Origin of the sequence: Microbulbifer thermotolerans (assembly GCF_900112305.1) — a bacterium.
GTDB classification, from domain to species: Bacteria; Pseudomonadota; Gammaproteobacteria; order Pseudomonadales; family Cellvibrionaceae; genus Microbulbifer; species Microbulbifer thermotolerans.
Map to the genome: position 1 here is coordinate 399,874 of NZ_FOKT01000002.1, position 19,155 is coordinate 419,028.

At 55.6% G+C, this 19,155-nt stretch carries 13 protein-coding genes and 1 tRNA gene; 2 read left to right on the top strand and 12 right to left on the bottom strand.

The window, feature by feature from the left end:
• Positions 1-185: 185 nt before the first annotated feature.
• Positions 186-1,739 (top strand): LysM peptidoglycan-binding domain-containing protein, encoded by a 1,554-nt coding sequence (locus BM155_RS04220; protein WP_074901216.1) that lies wholly within the window; start codon positions 186-188, stop codon positions 1,737-1,739.
• Between the two features lie 578 nt (positions 1,740-2,317).
• On the opposite strand, the gene BM155_RS04225 is transcribed toward BM155_RS04220, so the two are convergent.
• From BM155_RS04225 to BM155_RS04275, 12 genes are all read right to left on the bottom strand, one after another.
• Positions 2,318-4,195, bottom strand: a complete 1,878-nt coding sequence (locus tag BM155_RS04225; protein ID WP_074901217.1) for a SurA N-terminal domain-containing protein — start codon at positions 4,193-4,195, stop codon at positions 2,318-2,320.
• Positions 4,196-4,314: 119 nt separating this feature from the next.
• Positions 4,315-4,587 (bottom strand): HU family DNA-binding protein, encoded by a 273-nt coding sequence (locus BM155_RS04230; protein ID WP_067153636.1) that lies wholly within the window; start codon positions 4,585-4,587, stop codon positions 4,315-4,317.
• A 253-nt stretch (positions 4,588-4,840) separates the two neighbouring features.
• Positions 4,841-7,246 (bottom strand): endopeptidase La, encoded by a 2,406-nt coding sequence (gene lon / locus BM155_RS04235; protein WP_074901219.1) that lies wholly within the window; start codon positions 7,244-7,246, stop codon positions 4,841-4,843.
• Between the two features lie 279 nt (positions 7,247-7,525).
• Complete coding sequence (gene clpX, locus BM155_RS04240) at positions 7,526-8,812, bottom strand: ATP-dependent Clp protease ATP-binding subunit ClpX (RefSeq protein ID WP_067153640.1); 1,287 nt, start codon at positions 8,810-8,812, stop codon at positions 7,526-7,528.
• Positions 8,813-8,984: 172 nt separating this feature from the next.
• Complete coding sequence (gene clpP / locus BM155_RS04245) at positions 8,985-9,626, bottom strand: ATP-dependent Clp endopeptidase proteolytic subunit ClpP (protein ID WP_067153642.1); 642 nt, start codon at positions 9,624-9,626, stop codon at positions 8,985-8,987.
• A 172-nt stretch (positions 9,627-9,798) separates the two neighbouring features.
• The gene (gene tig / locus BM155_RS04250; protein WP_067153644.1) at positions 9,799-11,112 is read right to left on the bottom strand and encodes a trigger factor; all 1,314 of its coding nucleotides are present in this window, start codon (positions 11,110-11,112) and stop codon (positions 9,799-9,801) included.
• 22 nt (positions 11,113-11,134) lie between these two features.
• Positions 11,135-11,257, bottom strand: coding sequence for a hypothetical protein (locus BM155_RS17670; RefSeq protein WP_266002332.1), 123 nt, complete (start codon positions 11,255-11,257; stop codon positions 11,135-11,137).
• Between the two features lie 74 nt (positions 11,258-11,331).
• Positions 11,332-11,416: transfer RNA gene (locus tag BM155_RS04255), tRNA-Leu, on the bottom strand.
• 328 nt (positions 11,417-11,744) lie between these two features.
• Positions 11,745-12,920 (bottom strand): acetyl-CoA C-acyltransferase FadA, encoded by a 1,176-nt coding sequence (gene fadA / locus BM155_RS04260; protein WP_067153646.1) that lies wholly within the window; start codon positions 12,918-12,920, stop codon positions 11,745-11,747.
• A gap of 11 nt (positions 12,921-12,931) precedes the next feature.
• Positions 12,932-15,088 carry a fatty acid oxidation complex subunit alpha FadB gene (gene fadB / locus BM155_RS04265; RefSeq protein ID WP_067153648.1) on the bottom strand — a complete coding sequence of 719 codons (2,157 nt, stop codon included), beginning with the start codon at positions 15,086-15,088 and terminating at the stop codon, positions 12,932-12,934.
• 321 nt (positions 15,089-15,409) lie between these two features.
• Positions 15,410-15,997, bottom strand: a complete 588-nt coding sequence (locus BM155_RS04270) for a cupin domain-containing protein (RefSeq protein WP_231902335.1) — start codon at positions 15,995-15,997, stop codon at positions 15,410-15,412.
• A gap of 73 nt (positions 15,998-16,070) precedes the next feature.
• Positions 16,071-17,927 carry a beta-ketoacyl synthase gene (locus BM155_RS04275; RefSeq protein WP_067153650.1) on the bottom strand — a complete coding sequence of 619 codons (1,857 nt, stop codon included), beginning with the start codon at positions 17,925-17,927 and terminating at the stop codon, positions 16,071-16,073.
• Positions 17,928-18,066: 139 nt separating this feature from the next.
• Between BM155_RS04275 and BM155_RS04280 the strand changes: the two genes are divergently transcribed.
• Positions 18,067-19,053 carry a GlxA family transcriptional regulator gene (locus tag BM155_RS04280; RefSeq protein WP_067153652.1) on the top strand — a complete coding sequence of 329 codons (987 nt, stop codon included), beginning with the start codon at positions 18,067-18,069 and terminating at the stop codon, positions 19,051-19,053.
• Positions 19,054-19,155 lie beyond the last annotated feature (102 nt).

The window sequence follows — 19,155 nt, forward strand, 5'->3', positions numbered from 1 at the left end:
CCGAATAAACTGTACGTCCGCGCGAAATAATCGGCGACACCCCAGTATCTTTGGGCATCGCGCAATCGTTGACCGAAACCAATTCAGATCTTTAGAATCAGACAATTACCACGCAAAGCTCAGGTGCTATACGAAATAAGCGCACGCTGGGTGAAAATTACAAAACGACCGCGGAAACACCAAGCATGGTCCATAAAAAACTTACCATCGCCATTCTGGCCGCGGCGGTGGGGGCCTGTGCGCAGATACCGGAACAAAATGTAACGCCGGAAGATTCTGCACAGCAGGCGCAGCAAAATACCGCACAGGATAGCGACAACGCAAACGCCCCCAGCCCGGAGGAAGCGGCATTGCCGCCAGTGGATATATGGGACCGGCTGCGCCGTGGCTTCCAATTGGATCGACACATCGATCACCCCAAAGTTAAAGACTATATTGCCTACTTCTCCCGCAATGAAGGCTATATGGCACGAGTGACTGAACGCTCGCGCCGCTACATCTTCCATGTGGTAGAGCAGCTAGAGGACTCCAACCTGCCACTGGAGTTGGCACTGTTGCCAATCGTCGAGAGCGCCTATGATCCCTTTGCTTACTCCCATGCCCGCGCTTCAGGCATGTGGCAGTTTATCCCGTCCACCGGTCGTTCTTTCGGATTGAATCAGAATTGGTGGTACGACGGGCGCAGGGACGTACAGGAATCCACCCGCGCTGCGATTCGCTATTTCACCTATTTGTCCGAACGCTTCGACGGTGACTGGGAACTGGTTCTTGCCGCGTACAATGGCGGTGAAGGCACTGTCAGCCGCGCACTCGAGCGAAACCGGCGCCGAGGGCTCGGCACCAGCTTCTGGGACTTAAAGCTACCCCGTGAGACTCAGCGCTACGTGCCGCAACTTCTTGCGCTCGCGGAAGTGGTATCCCGACCGGACCACTACCAGGTGCCGCTGCATGATGTGGCCAATGCACCTTATTACACCGAAGTAGATGTGGGCAGCCAAATCGACTTGGCCCAAGCTGCCGAACTCGCCGACATCCCAATTGAAGAGCTCTACCTACTGAACCCCGGCTTCAACCGGTGGGCGACCGACCCCAACGGCAATCACCGGCTGCTGGTACCAGTGGAAAAAGGAGAGGCCTTTGCAAGCGCATTGGCAAAACTCCCCGTCGACCAGCGCGTCACCTGGCAGCGATATCGCATTGCCCGCGGCGATACCCTCTCAACCATCGCCCGCAGATATGAAACTACGGTGGCCGCCATCCGGGAGGCCAACAATCTGCGCAACAACAACATCCGCGCCGGTAGCACCTTACTCATCCCCAGTGCATCGGGCCCGGCATCCCAGTATGCCTATGCCCTGGATCAACGCGTTAAACGCAGCCAGAACGCCGGCAAGGGCGTCAAAACCAGCTATACAGTGCGCCCGGGTGACACTCTGTGGGATATCGCCCGCTCACTCAATGTCAGTGTGCGCCAGCTGGCCAGCTGGAATAATATGGCTCCCGCAGACACATTGCGTCCGGGACGTCAACTGGTAGCTTATAACGGTAGTACTGACAGCAGCCGAACCACCCGCAAGCTCTCCTACAAGGTGCGCAAGGGTGACTCTCTGTACCGAATCGCGAGCAAATTCCGTATCGATATCGATGATATCTTGCGCTGGAATAAGATCAGCAAGTCCCACTACCTGCAGCCGGGACAAAGGCTGACCCTGTTTGTGGACAGCGCCGCCAGTGGCTAAATAACGCCCTGCACTCCATTCGCCTGAGCGCAGTAACCCTGCGCTCAGTGCTGTTCGGGCATGAGACGGAAAAAATATCCAAGGAATCTCTAATTAACCGCCTCATGGCGGTAAAGACACCTTCGGACCAAATAAGTAGCTCAGCCCACTAAAGTCCCACGCCCATGAATTAAAGGTTTTCTCAAGCGAGCGAGTATTTGCCCAGCCCCTGACTCCGACAATTTCAAAACGCCCAACCTGCCACCTAGGGAACCTCTGATTAATTTACTTTCTGGTGGTAGAGGTTCTTCCGGGGCGGATGTGAAGCTTAGGTGACAGGACGGATACTCCGAAACCATCGGGGACAGAGATGCATCCATCGGAGCCACAGGGAAGTACTCGTGCGTTTTCGAAATGTCCGTCCTATTGCCTGAGTGCCCCGGAACCTAGCATAGTGTTCACGCGAATTAATCAGAGGCTCCCTAGCCGAGAAAGCTGTCAGCTCTTTAAGGAGAGCCCCTACCTAGCACGCTAGCATGCAAAAAAAAGCCCGCTAACGCGGGCTTTTTATTCAAACTAATCGGACTCTGCGACTTACATCACTGCTCAGCGAGTTCAATATCCGCCTCATCGGACAGATAACGCTGCACCGCCGCCAGCTCCGCACCGCCGCTGATGGATGCCAACTGCTGTATCAATGCGCGTCGTTGTTCGCTGCTCTGACGGGATAGCTGACCAGGGTTAACACTGCGCAGTTTCAACACCACCTGGTCGCCGTCACTGACGGCAAAGGTAGTAATACGTTCACCGCGGGAGTCCGGTGCTGGCAGCTCAAATGCCTTTGCAATGATTTCGCCGCGTTGCCCGAAGCCTCCGCGACGGGTCTTATCGCTGGTCTCCAGTGTCAGCTCACTGGCCTCAGCTAATTCGGCAAAATCACCGCCCTCTTCCAACTGTGCCTTGAGCTCCTTAGCGCGGGTAGCCAATTGCTCGCTGGCCTTTTCTCGCTTCAGGCGCTCAACAATCTGCGGCTTCACTTCTTCCAGAGGATAGATGCCCGCTGTTTTATGCTCAACTACCCTCAGTACCACCGAATGATTATCGGTAAGATTAATTACATCCGATGTATTCCCATCCTCTTTCACTTCAGGGGCGAAGGCCGCGGCCACCACTTTGTCATTCGCGGCAATACCGGCGCCACCCTGACGACTGAACAATTCGCTGGTTTGTAGCGGTACACCCAGCTCCTCGGCAGGCCCTGCGAGCGTATCGGCGTTGTAGGCAAGATCGGCCAAGCGCTCCAGAGCCCCCACAAACTCACGTTCAGCCTCCGCACTACGCAACTGTGCGGCAATGGCATCCTTGCGCTCCTCATAGGAGGGCGGCTCGGCATTCTCCACTTCTAGCAGCTTGATAAAGTGGGTACCGCTGTCTGTGGTCACAGGGCCGGAAACCTGCCCTACTTCCAGAGAGGCCAGCGCCTCCTCGAAAGACTCAGGAAAAACATCGCCACTGGTAAAACCGAGATCCCCGCCTTCATCCCGAGACCCCAGATCATCGGAGTAAGATTTCGCCAGTTCTGCAAAGTCCTCACCGGCGTTGAGCTTGGCCTGCACTTCGGCAACTTTGCCCGCGTTGTCACCTTCCAGCAATATATGCGCAGCACGGCGACGAGTCTTGGCCTGGAAACTGGCTAGTTCCTGCTCATATTGGGCGCGAACGTCCTGTTCAGACACATCGATACTGTCGGCAAACAGTTCCGGCGTCAGTTCAATATATTCAATCGCTACCTGTTCAGGGCGTTGAAACCGATCCTGATTGTCCTGATAGTACTCTTCTACTTCGCTATCGCTGACAGTTGTCTCATCGAGCAGCTGTTGGACTGGCAAAATGACATAATCGAAATCGCGCTCCTCCATGGAAACAGCCACTACACGCTCGGCATCCGCACGAGTGGTGAAAGCACTGTTCGTGATTCCATCGATATATTGCTGCATCACCAAGTCACGCTCCATGACCTGACGAAAACCAACGGCACTGTAGCCCATACGCCGCAACGCATCGCGATAAACCTGCGCATCAAACTTGCCGCCCACTTGAAAACCAGGAATCTGCACGATTTCTCTGTCGATTGCGGCGGCACTCATCACCATGCCACTATCCTGCGCAGCTTGGCGCATCACTGAGCTGCTTACCAACTGCCGCAACACCGGTTCACGGAGCTGCTCATCGCTCAGCAGGTCAGCCGGTACATTCTCACCGTACTGGCTCATGATCATATTGCGGCGATTTTGTATCGCGCGCTGGAGATCCAGGTTAGTGATTTTCTCACCATTGACCTCAGCCACCGCATCGGCCGCACCGCCACTGGCACCAGTGAAAAAATCAATCCCTCCAATGACCATTATGAAACCGAAAAAGCCGGCGACGATAATTGCCGCTGTACCCTTCAGGTTATCTCGCATGGACTGAAGCATTGTCAGCTCCGAAACTTATAACGTTTAATTGATTATCAGATACAAAAAAGGCGCATCCATGTGATACGCCTCTTTGAAGCTTCGACTATTTAACGAGGCTTCCTATCCTACCGCTTTACTCAGTTTACAGCGTCCTTCAAAGCCTTGCCGGCCTTAAAACTAGGGATTTTTGCCGCGGCAATCGGAATCGGATCACCAGTGCGCGGATTGCGACCGGTACGGGCGGCGCGCTCCTTGACAGAGAAAGTGCCGAAACCCACTAGCGCTACCTGATCACCCTTTTTCAGAGCGTCGGTAATGCTCTCTACCATTGCGTCCAGAGCGCGGCCGGCGGCTGCTTTTGGAATATCTGCAGATGCGGCAATCGCTTCAATCAGTTCGGACTTATTCACACTTAATCCCTCTGTTCTTTTCTGGATATGTTGGAGTGCCCGCTTTTGGACACCAATGCGTTCACGCCTTCAATCGCCGGCAGTTACTGGGCGTTGGGCAATAAGGCACGTTTTATACCAACTGGCCGATAGCGGGTCAAGGAACCATGCGGGTTTCCGGGCAGTTGGGTAAACCAAGGCCTGCTTTTCGATTTTCGCAGACTATTTTTTAAACGAGACATACGGGACGCTTGGTCGCGCCCCGCCAAAGTGATCAATGCGTGTGCACTGAGCGTTGCGAGCGCTCCTCAGCCTGCTTTTGCAGGGCCGAATATTCCTCGTCGGACAGAGACTCCGGTTTGTGCTCAAGTGCCAATTCCAGCACCTGATCTATCCACTTGACCGGCTTGATAACCAAATCCTGCAGAATATTGTCCGGAATATCTTTCAGGTCTCGCTCATTGTCCGCGGGAATCAGCACTGTCTTAATCCCACCGCGGTGGGCCGCCAGCAATTTCTCTTTTAGTCCGCCGATGCGCAACACTTCTCCACGCAGAGTGATTTCCCCAGTCATAGCCACATCGGAACGCACCGGGATACCGGTAAGCACAGAGGCGAAAGCAGTGCACATCGCAATGCCCGCGGAGGGACCGTCTTTCGGCGTGGCGCCTTCCGGAACATGGATATGAATATCCTTTGTTTCGTGAAAATCCGGCGCGATGCCTAAGGTTTGCGCCCGCGTGCGCACGACAGTGAGTGCTGCCTGTATGGATTCCTGCATCACGTCGCCGAGAGATCCCGTCTTGATCACCCGCCCCTTTCCTGGAACAGCGGAGGCCTCGATTGTCAACAGGTCTCCACCGACTTCCGTCCACGCAAGCCCGATAACCTGGCCAATCTTGTTTTCCTCTTCCGCGCGGCCAAAGTCGTATTTGCGTACTCCAAGCAATTCCTCCAACTGCTCCGGCGTCACCGTCACCTTCTGGCTGGTTTTCTCGCGCACGTGCTTGGTAACCACTTTGCGGCAGATTTTAGCGATCTCCCGGTCCAGGTTGCGCACGCCGGCCTCACGGGTGTAGTAGCGGACTATATCGCGTACCGTATCGTCGGCCAGTGCCAGTTCATCGTCTTTCAGGCCCGCGGCTTTGCGCTGTTTTGGCACCAGGTAGCGCTGAGCAATATTCAGCTTTTCATCCTCGGTGTAACCGGGAATACGGATCACCTCCATGCGATCCAGCAGCGGACCGGGGATATTCATGGAGTTGGCCGTACAAACGAACATCACGTCAGAAAGATCGTAGTCCACTTCCAGGTAGTGATCGTTGAACGTCTTGTTCTGCTCAGGATCCAGCACCTCCAAAAGTGCAGACGCCGGATCTCCGCGGTGATCCATGCCCATTTTGTCCACCTCATCGAGGAGGAATAACGGGTTCTTCACCCCGACTTTTGCAATTTTCTGTATCAGCTTACCGGGCAAGGAACCAATATAAGTTCGGCGATGGCCGCGGATTTCTGCTTCATCGCGTACACCGCCAAGCGCCATACGTACATATTTACGATTCGTGGCCCGGGCAATTGACTGGCCGAGAGAAGTCTTACCCACACCTGGAGGCCCCACCAAGCAGAGGATCGGCCCTTTAACCTTTTTCACCCTCTTCTGGACCGCGAGATATTCGAGAATCCGCTCCTTGACCTCCTCCAGTCCGTAGTGATCCTTTTCTAGAATCTCTTCGGCCTTAATCAAGTCATGGCGGACACGGCTCGCCTTTTTCCAGGGGACATTCAGCATCCAGTCAATGTAGCTACGCAACACTGACGCCTCCGCAGACATCGGAGACATCATTTTAAGTTTTGCCAATTCCGCGCGGGTTTTCTTTTCCGCTTCAGCACTCATGCCGGACTCGGAGATTTTTTTCTCCAACTCCTCGATTTCATTCGGCTCTTCGGAAATTTCCCCCAGCTCTTTCTGAATAGCTTTCATTTGCTCATTCAGGTAGTACTCGCGCTGGCTTTTCTCCATCTGTTTCTTGACACGGCCCCGGATACGCTTTTCCACCTGAATCAGGTCGATTTCCGAATCCATAAGACCGAGCAGCTGCTCCAGGCGTTCCTTGACACTAGCGGTTTCCAGCAGTTCCTGCTTTTGCGCCAGTTCCAACGACATATGGGCTGCGATAGTGTCGGCAAGGCGGCCGGGTTCATCGATTCCCGAGAGCGAGGTGATTACCTCGTTTGGGACCTTTTTGCTAATGGAGACATATTGCTCAAATTGGGCCATCGCTGAACGCACCAGAGCTTCCGCCTCCGCTTCGGGCAGATCCTCTGTTTGCATCGGCTCTACTTTCGCACGGTAGTGCCCATCGCCGTCAACGACATCGAGAATTTTGACGCGCTGGCCGCCCTCCACCAGCACCTTGACGGTGCCATCAGGCAACTTGAGCAACTGCAGCACACTCGCAACAGTGCCGACACGGTAAATATCTTCGGCCCCGGGATCATCTTCCGACGCCTGCCTTTGCGCAACTAACAGTACCTGCTTGTCACTGCGCATCGCTGCTTCCAGGGCATCAATCGACTTTTCCCGGCCGACAAACAAAGGAATCACCATGTGGGGGTAGACGACCACGTCCCGCAACGGCAACAGCGGATATTCAAGTTGGGTATCGGATGGCTGATCCATAGAACTCCTCTCGGCCCGGTCACTGGGTTATTGGCGCGGCATCATTCGCTGCTGGAATCTACAGCTTAATCTGGGCCGCCGCCCGTTGGTTGCTAGAAATGGGGGAGCAACAGCCGGATTACAAGCCCTTAGTCTATTCCAATCGAGGATTTGTGCCGACCCTATGTGAAAAACCTGAAAACTCGCCAACCGGCTCACAAAAAAAGCCCCGTTGCGGGGCTTCTCTGCCGGGCTCCAGGCCCGGTGTGTTCGACCGAGCCACACAGTCAAGCGGCGATATCACTCTTCCGGAGCGGCCTTTTGCGGCTGGGAGTCACTTTCGTACACCAGCAGCGGCGCAGACTCGCCTTTAATGACCGCCTCGTCAATAACAACTTTGGCGACATTATCGGTGGACGGAATATCGTACATAGTCTCCAGCAGCACCGACTCCATAATCGAGCGCAATCCCCGGGCACCGGTCTTGCGCTCCATCGCCTTGGCGGCAACCGCGTCCAGCGCGTCAGGACGGAAATCCAGCTCAACCCCTTCCATCTCGAACAACTTGGCGTACTGCTTGGTCAGGGCATTGCGCGGCTCTGTTAGGATCTTGACCAAAGCGGGACGATCCAACTCATCGAGCGTCGCGGTCACAGGCAAACGACCAACAAACTCGGGGATCAGTCCATAGCGCACCAAATCCTCGGGCTCCAGGTCTCGCAGGATTTCACCAAAATTGCTCTTGCTATCCTTGGATTTGACCTCGGCATTAAAGCCAATGCCACCTTTTTCCGACCTGTCGCGAATGACCTTGTCCAGCCCCGCGAAAGCGCCCCCACAAATAAACAATATGTTAGTGGTATCGACCTGCAGGAACTCCTGCTGGGGATGCTTGCGGCCGCCCTGAGGCGGGACGGAAGCCACAGTGCCCTCAATTAGCTTGAGCAGCGCCTGTTGCACACCCTCACCGGATACATCCCGGGTGATGGAGGGGTTGTCAGATTTGCGTGATATTTTGTCGATCTCATCAATGTAGACGATACCCTGTTGGGCTTTCTCGACATCGTAATCACACTTCTGCAATAACTTTTGAATAATATTTTCCACATCCTCGCCGACATAACCCGCCTCGGTCAGAGTAGTGGCATCGGCGATGGTAAAAGGCACATTAAGCAGCCGTGCGAGAGTCTCCGCCAACAACGTTTTACCGCTGCCAGTGGGGCCCACCAACAGGATGTTGGACTTACTAAGTTCAACATCGTCCTTGCTTTTGACGCTGGATTTGCTGCGCAAGCGCTTGTAGTGATTGTAGACAGCCACCGCAAGCACGCGCTTGGCGCGCTCCTGGCCGATTACGTACTGATCGAGAATCTCCGTGATCTCTCGCGGAGTAGGCAGACGCCCCTCAGGCCCCTCGGAAGATTCCTGCACCTCTTCGCGAATGATATCGGTACACAGCTCGACGCACTCGTCACAAATGAAAACGGACGGCCCGGCGATAAGCTTGCGAACTTCCTGCTGGCTCTTGCCACAGAAAGAACAGTACAGCAGTTTGCCGTTGTCTTCTCCGCTGCTCTGGTCGGTCATCAAAATACTCCGTGGTCTTCGGCCAGCCGGGGCCCTTTCGCGATTACTTGTGTTATTGCAAGATGCTGTCTTTTGACGGCTTTTTCAAGCCCTTTGTGCACCGGCAGGCCACAGGGCTGTCAGAATCGGCGGCCACACCGCCGAACAGTCCACTATTTTCACCAAAGAGAGGTTATTTTTCCAACGTCTGGCGGCGCGTGAGCACATCATCGACGAGACCGTATTCCCGAGCCTCATCTGCACTCAGGAAGTGATCCCGCTCCGTATCGCGCTCAATTTCGCTCACACTGCGGCCAGTATGGGATGCCATTAGCTCATTCAAGCGTTGGCGGATCTTGAGAATTTCCTGGGCGTGGATGTGTATATCGCTCGCCTGCCCCTGAGCACCGCCGCTGGGCTGATGGATCATCACCCGGGAGTTGGGCGTCGCATAGCGCTTGCCGCTTGCACCAGCCGATAGCAGAAATGCCCCCATACTACAGGCCTGCCCAATACACATAGTGCTGACGTCGGGCTTGATAAATTGCATGGTGTCATAAATGGACATGCCCGCCGTCACGGATCCACCCGGAGAATTAATATACAAGTGTATATCCTTGTCCGGATTTTCCGCCTCCAGGAAAAGCAATTGCGCCACGACCAGATTGGCCATGTGATCTTCCACAGGTCCCACGAGAAAAATCACCCGCTCCTTCAGCAGACGGGAGTATATGTCAAATGAGCGCTCCCCTCTGGCGGTCTGCTCCACCACTATGGGCACCAGACCAGTGGCTGTGGGATCTATTGATGAAAAAGGATAATCAAAACGAGCCATAAGTACCTTAGATTCCTTTTGTGGCGTACTTGGCGAGCAACCTGGTGGCTGGGGCCGCCATTCGCTGAAAGTTCACTTTTTCTGAGCTTAACCGGTCGAAGGCGAGAAAGCCAGCGGGTCAAATGAGGAAGGGGAGAAAGACGACCGCGATCGCGGCCGCCATTCAGCAGAGTTAAGCTTGCTTCTGCGGTTTGATCACTTCGTCGTAGCTGCTCTCGACATCTTTCACTTTTGCAGACTCAAGCACAAAATCCACGACCTGGTCTTCCAGAACCACGGATTCCACACCGGAAAGCAGCTCGCGATTGTTGTAGTAGTAGTCCACTACCTCTTCCGGCTGCTGGTAGGTAGAAGCCAATTCTTCGACCTTTGCCTTCACGCGATCTGCGTCCACAGTGATTTCGTTCTGCTTAACGATCTCTCCGACTACCAGACCGAGCACAACACGACGTTTGGCCTGCTCTTCGAACATGGTATCCGGCAGCATCTTTTCCGCATCTTCCATTTTGATCTGGCCGCCAAACTGCTGCACCATTTGGCCGCGCAGCGCACGCACCTCGCCAGCAACCAGAGCGGAAGGCAGTTCCACGGGGTGCTTTTCGAACAGCTGATCCATCACCTGGGTCTTGATTTTGTTCAAGGCCGCATTCTTGAGCTCGCGCTCCATGTTGGCGCGTACTTCTTCACGGAATTTTTCTTCACCACCCTCTTCCACACCATATGCGCGGAAAAATTCTTCATCCAGCTCCGGCAATTCCGGTTTTTCGGAGGCGGTAACCTTGATACTGAAAGTCACTTCTGCGCCGCGCAAGTTTTCCGCTTGATAATCCTCCGGGAAGGTGACATCAATATCTTTTTCCTCGCCCGGCTTCATACCGAGGATGCCGTCTTCAAACCCGGGGATCATCTGACCGGAGCCCAATACCAGCTTGTGCCCCTCGGCCTTGCCGCCCTCAAATTCCTCACCATCTTTGCGTCCGACAAAATCGATGGTCACCCGGTCACCCTTCTGGGCTTTGCGCTTGGTTTCTTTCCAGCCGGACTGTTGCTTCCGCAACACGCCAATCATGTTGTCGACATCTTTCTCAGTCACTTCAGCAACCGGGCGTTCGACACTAATTTCAGACAAGTCCGCCAGCTCCACGTCGGGGTAGACTTCAAAGGTAGCGACGTATTCAAGATTTTCACCAGGAGCAGTCTGTTTCGCCTCGATACTCGGCTGTCCAGCGGGCTTGACCTGCTCTTGCTGGACCGCCTCGTAAAAAGAACGGCTCATCACTTCGCCCAGCACTTCCTGGCGCACACCGGCACCAAAGCGCTGACGAACAACTTTCAGCGGCACTTTACCTTTACGGAAGCCATTGATTCGAACGGTTTTAGCAGCTTGCTGGAGCCGCTTATCCACTTCCTTGTCGACGATTTCCGCCGGCAAATTAACCGTTAAACGACGCTCCAGGCCGGAAGTTGTTTCGATGGAAACCTGCATGTTTATCCTCGTGAGACTTTCTCTACTCGCGCCACAGCGCATTAGACTCTTCTGTTGTTGCCAGCGCGCGCAGCGCCACTGCTAGCCGGCCGCCGAAATTCAACCGGTAACCGTCTGCCGGCACGGTTTCGAGATTGCCCTGCAATCGCCAACCGATGCCAAATGCAAGCAGCCCGCACCTTGCCTATGGGGCAGGCGGCGGGCTGCGGAGTATTTGTTTGGTGGGGACGGGGAGACTTGAACTCCCACACCTTGCGGCACCAGAACCTAAATCTGGCGTGTCTACCAATTCCACCACGTCCCCGAATTCCACCTCGGCGCTAACTTGTTGATATTTCTGCAATTTCGTGCAAAAGCATCGGGTCCTGGCGACGAGGGGAGCAGATTGTGCCACAGGCAGAGGGCATGCTTCAACAAATTGCCTCAACTACCCGCTGGAAGAATGGTCTTCTCAACCGGGCACGGACATAAAAACACCGCGGCAACCCCATCAATGACTACTGTTTTCTCAGGCTTTCCACTGTCGCCCAGGCTTTCGAATCAGCCCAAAGCGGCCCCAAATCCAACAGCAGCCACACAAGTTGCCGCGGTGAAGGCTCGAAGCGGCGCTGCACTACAACGCCGCTCCAGGTTTACACACGCTCAACGATGGTGGTGATCCCCTGCCCCAGTCCGATACACATGGTGGATACGCCGAGAGTTCCCCCTTCGTTCTGCATTACAGACAGCAGAGTGCCGGTAATACGCACACCAGAGCAGCCAAACGGATGACCTAGGGCGATGGCTCCGCCGTACAGATTCACCTTGTCATCCATAACATCGAGCAGATTGAGGTCTTTCAACACCGGCAGCGACTGCGCAGCAAATGCTTCGTTCAGCTCCACCTTGTCGATATCGTCGATAGTCAAACCCGCATTTTTGAGGGCTTTCTGAGTGGAAGGCACCGGTCCGTAGCCCATGATCGACGGGTCCACACCCGCCAGGGCCATCTCGCGCACCTTCGCAATGGGCGTCATACCCAGAGACTGTGCGCGCTCAGCGGACATAACCAGCATGACGGAGGCACCATCGGTGATCTGAGATGAGGTGCCGGCAGTTACCTGGCCATGTTTCGGATCGAAGGCCGGCTTCAACTGCGCGAGCGCCTCAACCGTTGTGTCCGGCCGGATAGTCTGATCGGTTTCCACCAGGAAGGGGACACCGTTATCGTCATGCCCCTCAATAGCGATGATCTCGCGGTCAAACTTGCCCTCACGGGTCGCCGCGGCAGCACGCTGATGGGAACGGGCACCAAATTCATCCATCTGTTGACGCTGGATACCATGCATCATCGCCAAGTATTCCGCCGTCATCCCCATAGAGCCAGCAGCCTTGGCCATATTGCGGCCCAGCATCGGGTTGGGGCTGACATGCTCCATCATGTTCAGGTGTCCCATATGCTCGACACCGCCTACGACGTAGACGTCGCCAAGCCCCGCACGGATATTCGCCGCAGCGGTATGCAGCGCCGACATGGAAGACCCACAAAGGCGATTGACTGTCTGTGCCGGAATAGTGTGCGGCAGGCCTGCGCGCAAAACGATAAAGCGCGCCACATTAAAGCCCTGCTCATCCCGCTGCATCACACAGCCCCAGATCAGATCATCGATCTCAGCCGGATCCAGTTTGTCGTTACGTTGCAGAAATTTTTTCAGCAATTCCGCCGACATGTCATCAGCGCGTACATTGCGGTAGACGCCATTCTTGGAGCGCCCCATGGCCGTGCGCGCGTAGTCGACGATTACGGCATCTCTAGGATTTAAACTCATCGCAATTCTCCTCACTTGTCGCCGTAGTAGGTTTTGCCACTGGCGGCCATTTCACGCATGCGCTCCGTGGGCTTGTACAGCTCGCCCAGGTCTGAGTATTTGTCGGCAATCTTCACGAACTCGTCCAGGCCGATGCTGTCCAGCCAGGCGAAAATACCGCCGCGGAAGGGCGGGAAACCAATACCGTAGATCAAGGCCATATCCGCCTCTGCCGGGGAATCGACAATCCCCTCTTCCAGGCAACGGGCCAGCTCAGTGGCCATTGGCACCATCATGCGCTCAATAATTTCATCATTTTCAAATTCACGACGCTCTGCCACATGGGGCTTGAGCAACTCATAGGACTCTTCAGTTGCAACCTTTTTCGGTTTGCCTTTTTTGTCCTCTTCATAGTTGTAGAAGCCCTTGCCGTTCTTCTGGCCATAGCGGCCGGCTTCAAACATCACATCAGATGCTGCAGTGAAAGTCTTACCCATACGCTCAGGGAAGCCTTCAGCCATCACCTTCTCAGCGTGTACGCCAGTATCGATACCGACAACATCCATCAGGTAAGCCGGCCCCATAGGCCAACCCCAGCGCTCCATTACCTTGTCGATCTGCTGGAAATCGGCCCCATCCCGCACCAGCATTGAGAATCCGGCGAAGTAAGGGAAGAGCACCCGGTTGACCAGGAACCCCGGGCAATCGCGTACAACGATGGCCTTCTTGCCCATTTTGTTTGCATAGGCGACCACTCGGGCAATGGCCTTCTCGGAAGTCTTCTCACCGCGGATCACCTCCACCAGCGGCATCTTGTGCACGGGGTTAAAAAAGTGCATTCCGAGGAAGTTTTCCGGCCTGGACAGCGGCTCGGCCAAGAAATCGATGGAGATGGTGGAAGTATTGGAGGCGATCACCGTATCTTCACTGACGACTTTTTCCACCTCTTGCAGCACTGCGTGCTTCACCTTCGGATTTTCCACCACGGCCTCGACCACCACGTCGACATTATCGAAGCCATCGTAGCTCAGCGTGGGTTCAATACGATTCAGGGTTTCCCCCATCTTCGCCGGTGTCATGCGACCGCGCTCCACCAGCTTGGACAGCAACTTATTGGCTTCTTTCAGCCCCAGATCGATGCCTTTTTGATCAATATCCTTCATCTTGATCGGCACGCCTTTATACGCGGATTGATAGGCGATACCACCACCCATAATGCCCGCACCCAACACGGCCGCACGCTCGATCTGCTTGTCCGCTTTCTTTTCCCAACCTTTGGCAACCTTACTGATGGCCTGATCATTCAGGAATAAGCCCACCAATGATTTGGCTGCACCTGTCTGCGCGCATTTAATAAATTGCTGCTGCTCGACTTTTAGCGCCTCGTCGCGGCCGAGCTTGTAACCCTGCTCGATGGATTCAACCGCCGCCAGGGGCGCAGGATAATTGCGGCCCGCCTGCTGACCGACAAACGCTTTGGTGGTAAAGAAGGCCATCAGCGCTTCCGTGTCATTCAGCGGAATCGGTGATTTCTTGATCTCGCGACGGGACTGATAATCCAGCTCACCACCTATCGCCCGCTCAAGGAGTTTGAGCGCAGATTCTTTCAGCTTGTCGGCCTGCACCACCGCATCCACGGCATGCACGGTCAAAGCCGCGTCCGGACGCTGCTCCTTACCAGCGGCAATCCACTCGGCCGCCACGTCCACGCCCACCAGTCGCGGCAGGCGCACTGTACCACCCCAGCCGGGAATCAGGCCCAGCTTCACTTCCGGCAGGCCCACTTTGGCCTGATCGCTCATTACGCGGAAGTCACATCCCAGGCACACCTCAAAGCCACCACCCAGCGCGTAGCCATTAATGGCGACAACACTCGGCACAGGCAGCTCTTCCAGCCGGCTGATATTTTCATTGTTCTTGTTCATCAGCTCCGCGACACCCTCCGGTCCCGCGGCAAAGGCATCGCCGAATTCGGTAATATCGGCGCCGACGATAAACACACTCTTGCCGCTGGTCAGCAGCACGCCCTTAACGCCATCCGCCGCCTCAATAGCGTCCAGAGCCTGGGAAAATTCTGATACTGTCAGGCGATTGAATTTGTTGACGGACTCGCCCTGCAGGTCGAAGTTGAGCTCGGCGATGCCGTTGTCCAGCATCTGCACCGTAAGCGCTTTGCCACTAAATAACATGGATTGACCTCATTGATTCGGGGCCTGGAAACCTGGCCCGGGGTCGGATTTTTCTGTGATCGCATAGCCTGCGCCACCCACTGAAGGAGGAATGACGCAAAAAGCCATTGCGGTCAGCCAGCCTTAGTATAGCCAGATTCAAACATTTGTTTGAATACCATTTCCCTACATTTTGAATGGCACCATAGATGCCGTGGGTCATATATGCACCAGCCCGACAGCGGACGGGGGCGCGGAGAACGGAGCAAGTCTACATTCCCAGGCGACAGTGGAGTATCCGCCTGGCGCCGCCTGCGTTGACTTACCGACTGATGATGAGAATTAGACGCTCGGAGGAGAATTTGCACTGACTAGTATGCAGTCAGACTCTCCAGGATTACGGAAACGATGCGGCCTTCGGCTGTTGAAGTAGTAGCCATCACCCGGCCCTAGCAAGGCGACCTCACCTCCCACAGTTACCTCCAACTCTCCGGCCACCACTATTCCACCTTCTTCGCCTTCATGACTCAGAAGATCGGGGCCAGTGTCCTGCCCCGGGGGATAGACCTCGTAGAGAATGGACATCTTTCGCTTGCTGTTGGTCACTCCCAGCAATCGGTACTGAATGGGGCCTGTGCCCACATTGGGCATCTCCTCGGCGCGAAAGAAAACCTGTGGATTGTCGTCAAAACGCAACGTGAAAAAGTCCGCGAGGGACATTGGAATCCCATCGAGCACCTTTTTTAGAGATCCAACCGAAGGGCTAACGCGGCCCTGTTCAATCAGAGAGATGGTCGCATTGGTTACCCCGGCTCGCTTGGCGAGTTCGCGCTGGGATAACCCATGCATCTTACGCACAGCCTTCAGCCGCACACCCACATCATCGCCGTCCTGGACCTCTGGCCGCTGAATCACAGAATCCATGCTCATGGGATCGCCTGGTGACTCTAATGGTAATGTGGCCAGTGTGCCGCAAAGATGAGTACCTGGCCACAGGGCAGGATCAAACCATATCCGCAAACGGATTGATATCCGGAAGTTCCACCGGCGGAACTCCGGGCAGCACCAGGCGTTCCGTAGAAATATCTATTTCGGACTCGTCCACCAACCCTTCGCCGAAGCGATAGATGGCACAGAGGTCTCCCTGGCTGGCGCGGGTGTCGTAGTTTAGGGACTTCTCCCCCACCACCTCATTGCGATTGGCGTGATCTCGCATCACAGCCGCCCCGTGGCGCTTGGCAAGCATGCGTCGCACCAGGTGCGGCGCCAGTACGCAGGCGGTGGCATTGTTGCCGCCGAATCCCTTGGAGTTGAGGAAGGCCACATCCAGAGATTCCGGATCCCGCTCGGAGTGCTGGAGGGGGATATCCAGGTTCTTGCAACTAACATCGTCAGCCACCCGGTCTATCGTGGTGATGCCAGGCAAAATACCACGGTCAAATATACCCAGGCTGGTGATCAATTGATCGCCGCTGGCGGCTGCCACCGTGTGGCCGAGAAACGCCTTGACTGCACACACAGGCCAATTTTCAATGCCGAAAGCGCCCGCCAGCCGATCAAAGATCGCCGACTCGGTCACCCTGTTCTGAGGCGTACTGGAACCGTGCGCCTGCACAAAACTGCGCTTCCTAAGGCTTTCTTCACCGACGATGGCACGAGCTTCCGCCATTGCCCGCGCCATAGTCAGGTAGTTGCCCGGCCCAGGCGCGGAAATGGACTTCTTGGTCCCATCCGCATTGACAAACACATTGGCTACGGCGCCGTGGATATTCGCGCCCAGCTCCAGGGCCAGGGCATCGTCCATCAGAATAACCCATTGACTGCCCTCCCCCAGCGTAAAACCGCAGTTTTCCCCGAAGGGACGGCTTGCGCGCCGGTAATCGATCTCACCGTCGAAAATTTTGCGCAGGCCATCGACATTTGCCAAGGCACCCATGGTTGCATAACCATCCACAACCTCTGGCACCAGCGGCGCTTCCGCAGCGCCTACCACAGCCACACGGGCGCGACCGGAGCGGATATCCTCCACTGCAGAGCGCAGGTTATAGAGGTAGGTGGCACAAGCGCCAGCGACAGCGCCGGTAGTGCCCACACTGCCCAGCACATAGGCGTTGACAAAGTCTGCAGGCATACTGGTCAACCCAAGCGCCAGCTGCTTGGAACTGACCCGACTCCCGCGCAGACGAGACTGCAACAAGCCGCCATTACCGTAGGGATCCAATTGACTCATGGCGGAACTGGCGTAAACGGAGATCTTATCCGGCCCGGCGGCAGCGGCCACGGCGTCCCAGTCAATACCAAGGGACTGTACCGCGTCGGATGCCCCCAAAATGGCCAGCTGCAGCCCTCGGGGGTGGAAGCGCGAATTGTACCGCTCTCCCGGTTCAAACCCGGTCGGCAGTTGGCCGGCCGCGGCCACCGGAATCTCGCGATAGCTGTCCAGCATCACCGACAGGCGTTCCGCGCGCACCCGCACACGGCCATCACCGAGAGACTCGACCTGCCAATCTGCCGGCAGCGGATCCGGAAGCTGACGCGCAGACATTTCAAAAGTCAGGGCCTCTACGCCTTTCAAGTCCGCCGGCTGGTGAAAGTGGCAATTGCGGTAATCGTAATAGCGCTTTTCCAATTCCCGCACCAAAGTGCCGTTCAACACCTGCTGCTCCAAGGCCGGATCCAGGGGGGTGTTAGCCTCTGAACCGGAGCGCAGCCCCATCAAAACCGCCAGATCGGATAGGGTATCGGTTCGATCCGCGGCACTGAGCTTGTCCAGCACCAGACGACGATAGCCGCGGTGAAAGGAACTGCGGCCGGCGGGGTTATAGCCACCAAAGGCGGTAATTACGGGAAGGCGCTGCATCCTGACCTCCAGCAAAGCGCTGAAAACTAACGAATTCCAAACAGGGTCAGTTTAGGGGGTGGCGATTCGGCCGAGTTATGGGCATACTGGCCAGCAAAAATGAGTTTTTGGCCACGAGCCCAATTCGGACTGAGATGTAATGCGTACAGTCACCTTCCTGTTGATAGACCAGATGCTCGCCACTGGCACGGTGTTGCCACTGGAAATGCTGCGTGGCGCCGAGAGCCGCGCCCGTGTCGAGGGCGAAGGCCCTGCAATGCGACTGGTTACCACCAGCCAAGACGGAAAACCAGTCACCACCAGTTCCGGCTTCTCGTTTACTCCGGACGCGCCTCTGGCAAACACACCGGACAGTGACCTCATCTATATTCCCGCCCTGTGGCGCAATCCACGCCCCGCACTCAAACGCAGCGGACCGTTGCTGAAGTGGCTTCGCGACCAGGCGGAGGCGGGCGCAGCCATCAGTGCGGTAGGCACCGGTGTCTGCTTTCTCGCCGAGGCCGGATTGCTCGACGGTAAACCCGCCACTACACACTGGCACTACTTCGAGCGCTTTGCCACAGACTATCCGCAAATCAAGCTGAAGCGCCAATACTTTATTACCCGGGCCGACAAGCTTTTCTGCGCCGCGAGCGTCAACGCGCTGGCAGATGTCACCGTCTACTTGATCCGCCAATTGTACGGCCCCGCGGTCGCCAGCCATGTTGAACGCAATTTCTCCCACGAAATACGGCGTCCTTTTGAGGAAATCGCTTATTCAGAGGGCGCAGTACAGCTACACCCCGACGAAGACATTATCCAAGCACAAACCTGGCTCAAGGAGCACTGCAGCGAGGATATTCGCCTGAGCACTGTCGCCAAGCGATTTGAGATGAGCGTGCGTTCTTTCAACCGCCGCTTTAAACTCGCCACTGGACAGACGCCACTCCAGTATCTGCAAAATGTACGTGTAGATATGGCGCGAGAGCTGCTGCAATCAACCAATCTCTCGGTAAACGAGATTGCGGAAAAGGTGGGCTACCAGGATATGGGGCATTTTACCGCGCTCTTCAAAAAATTCCTCTCCACCACACCGAGTGAATACCGCACCACTGTACGCGCAAAGCTCTTTCGGGTGGATACTTGACGAGCGGACACAAAATATATCTCTGATACATTCGCTCTGGAGACGTGAGGAGACTCCCACCTACGCCAGGAACACAAGTGATGGGACCCGACCTAGCCGACC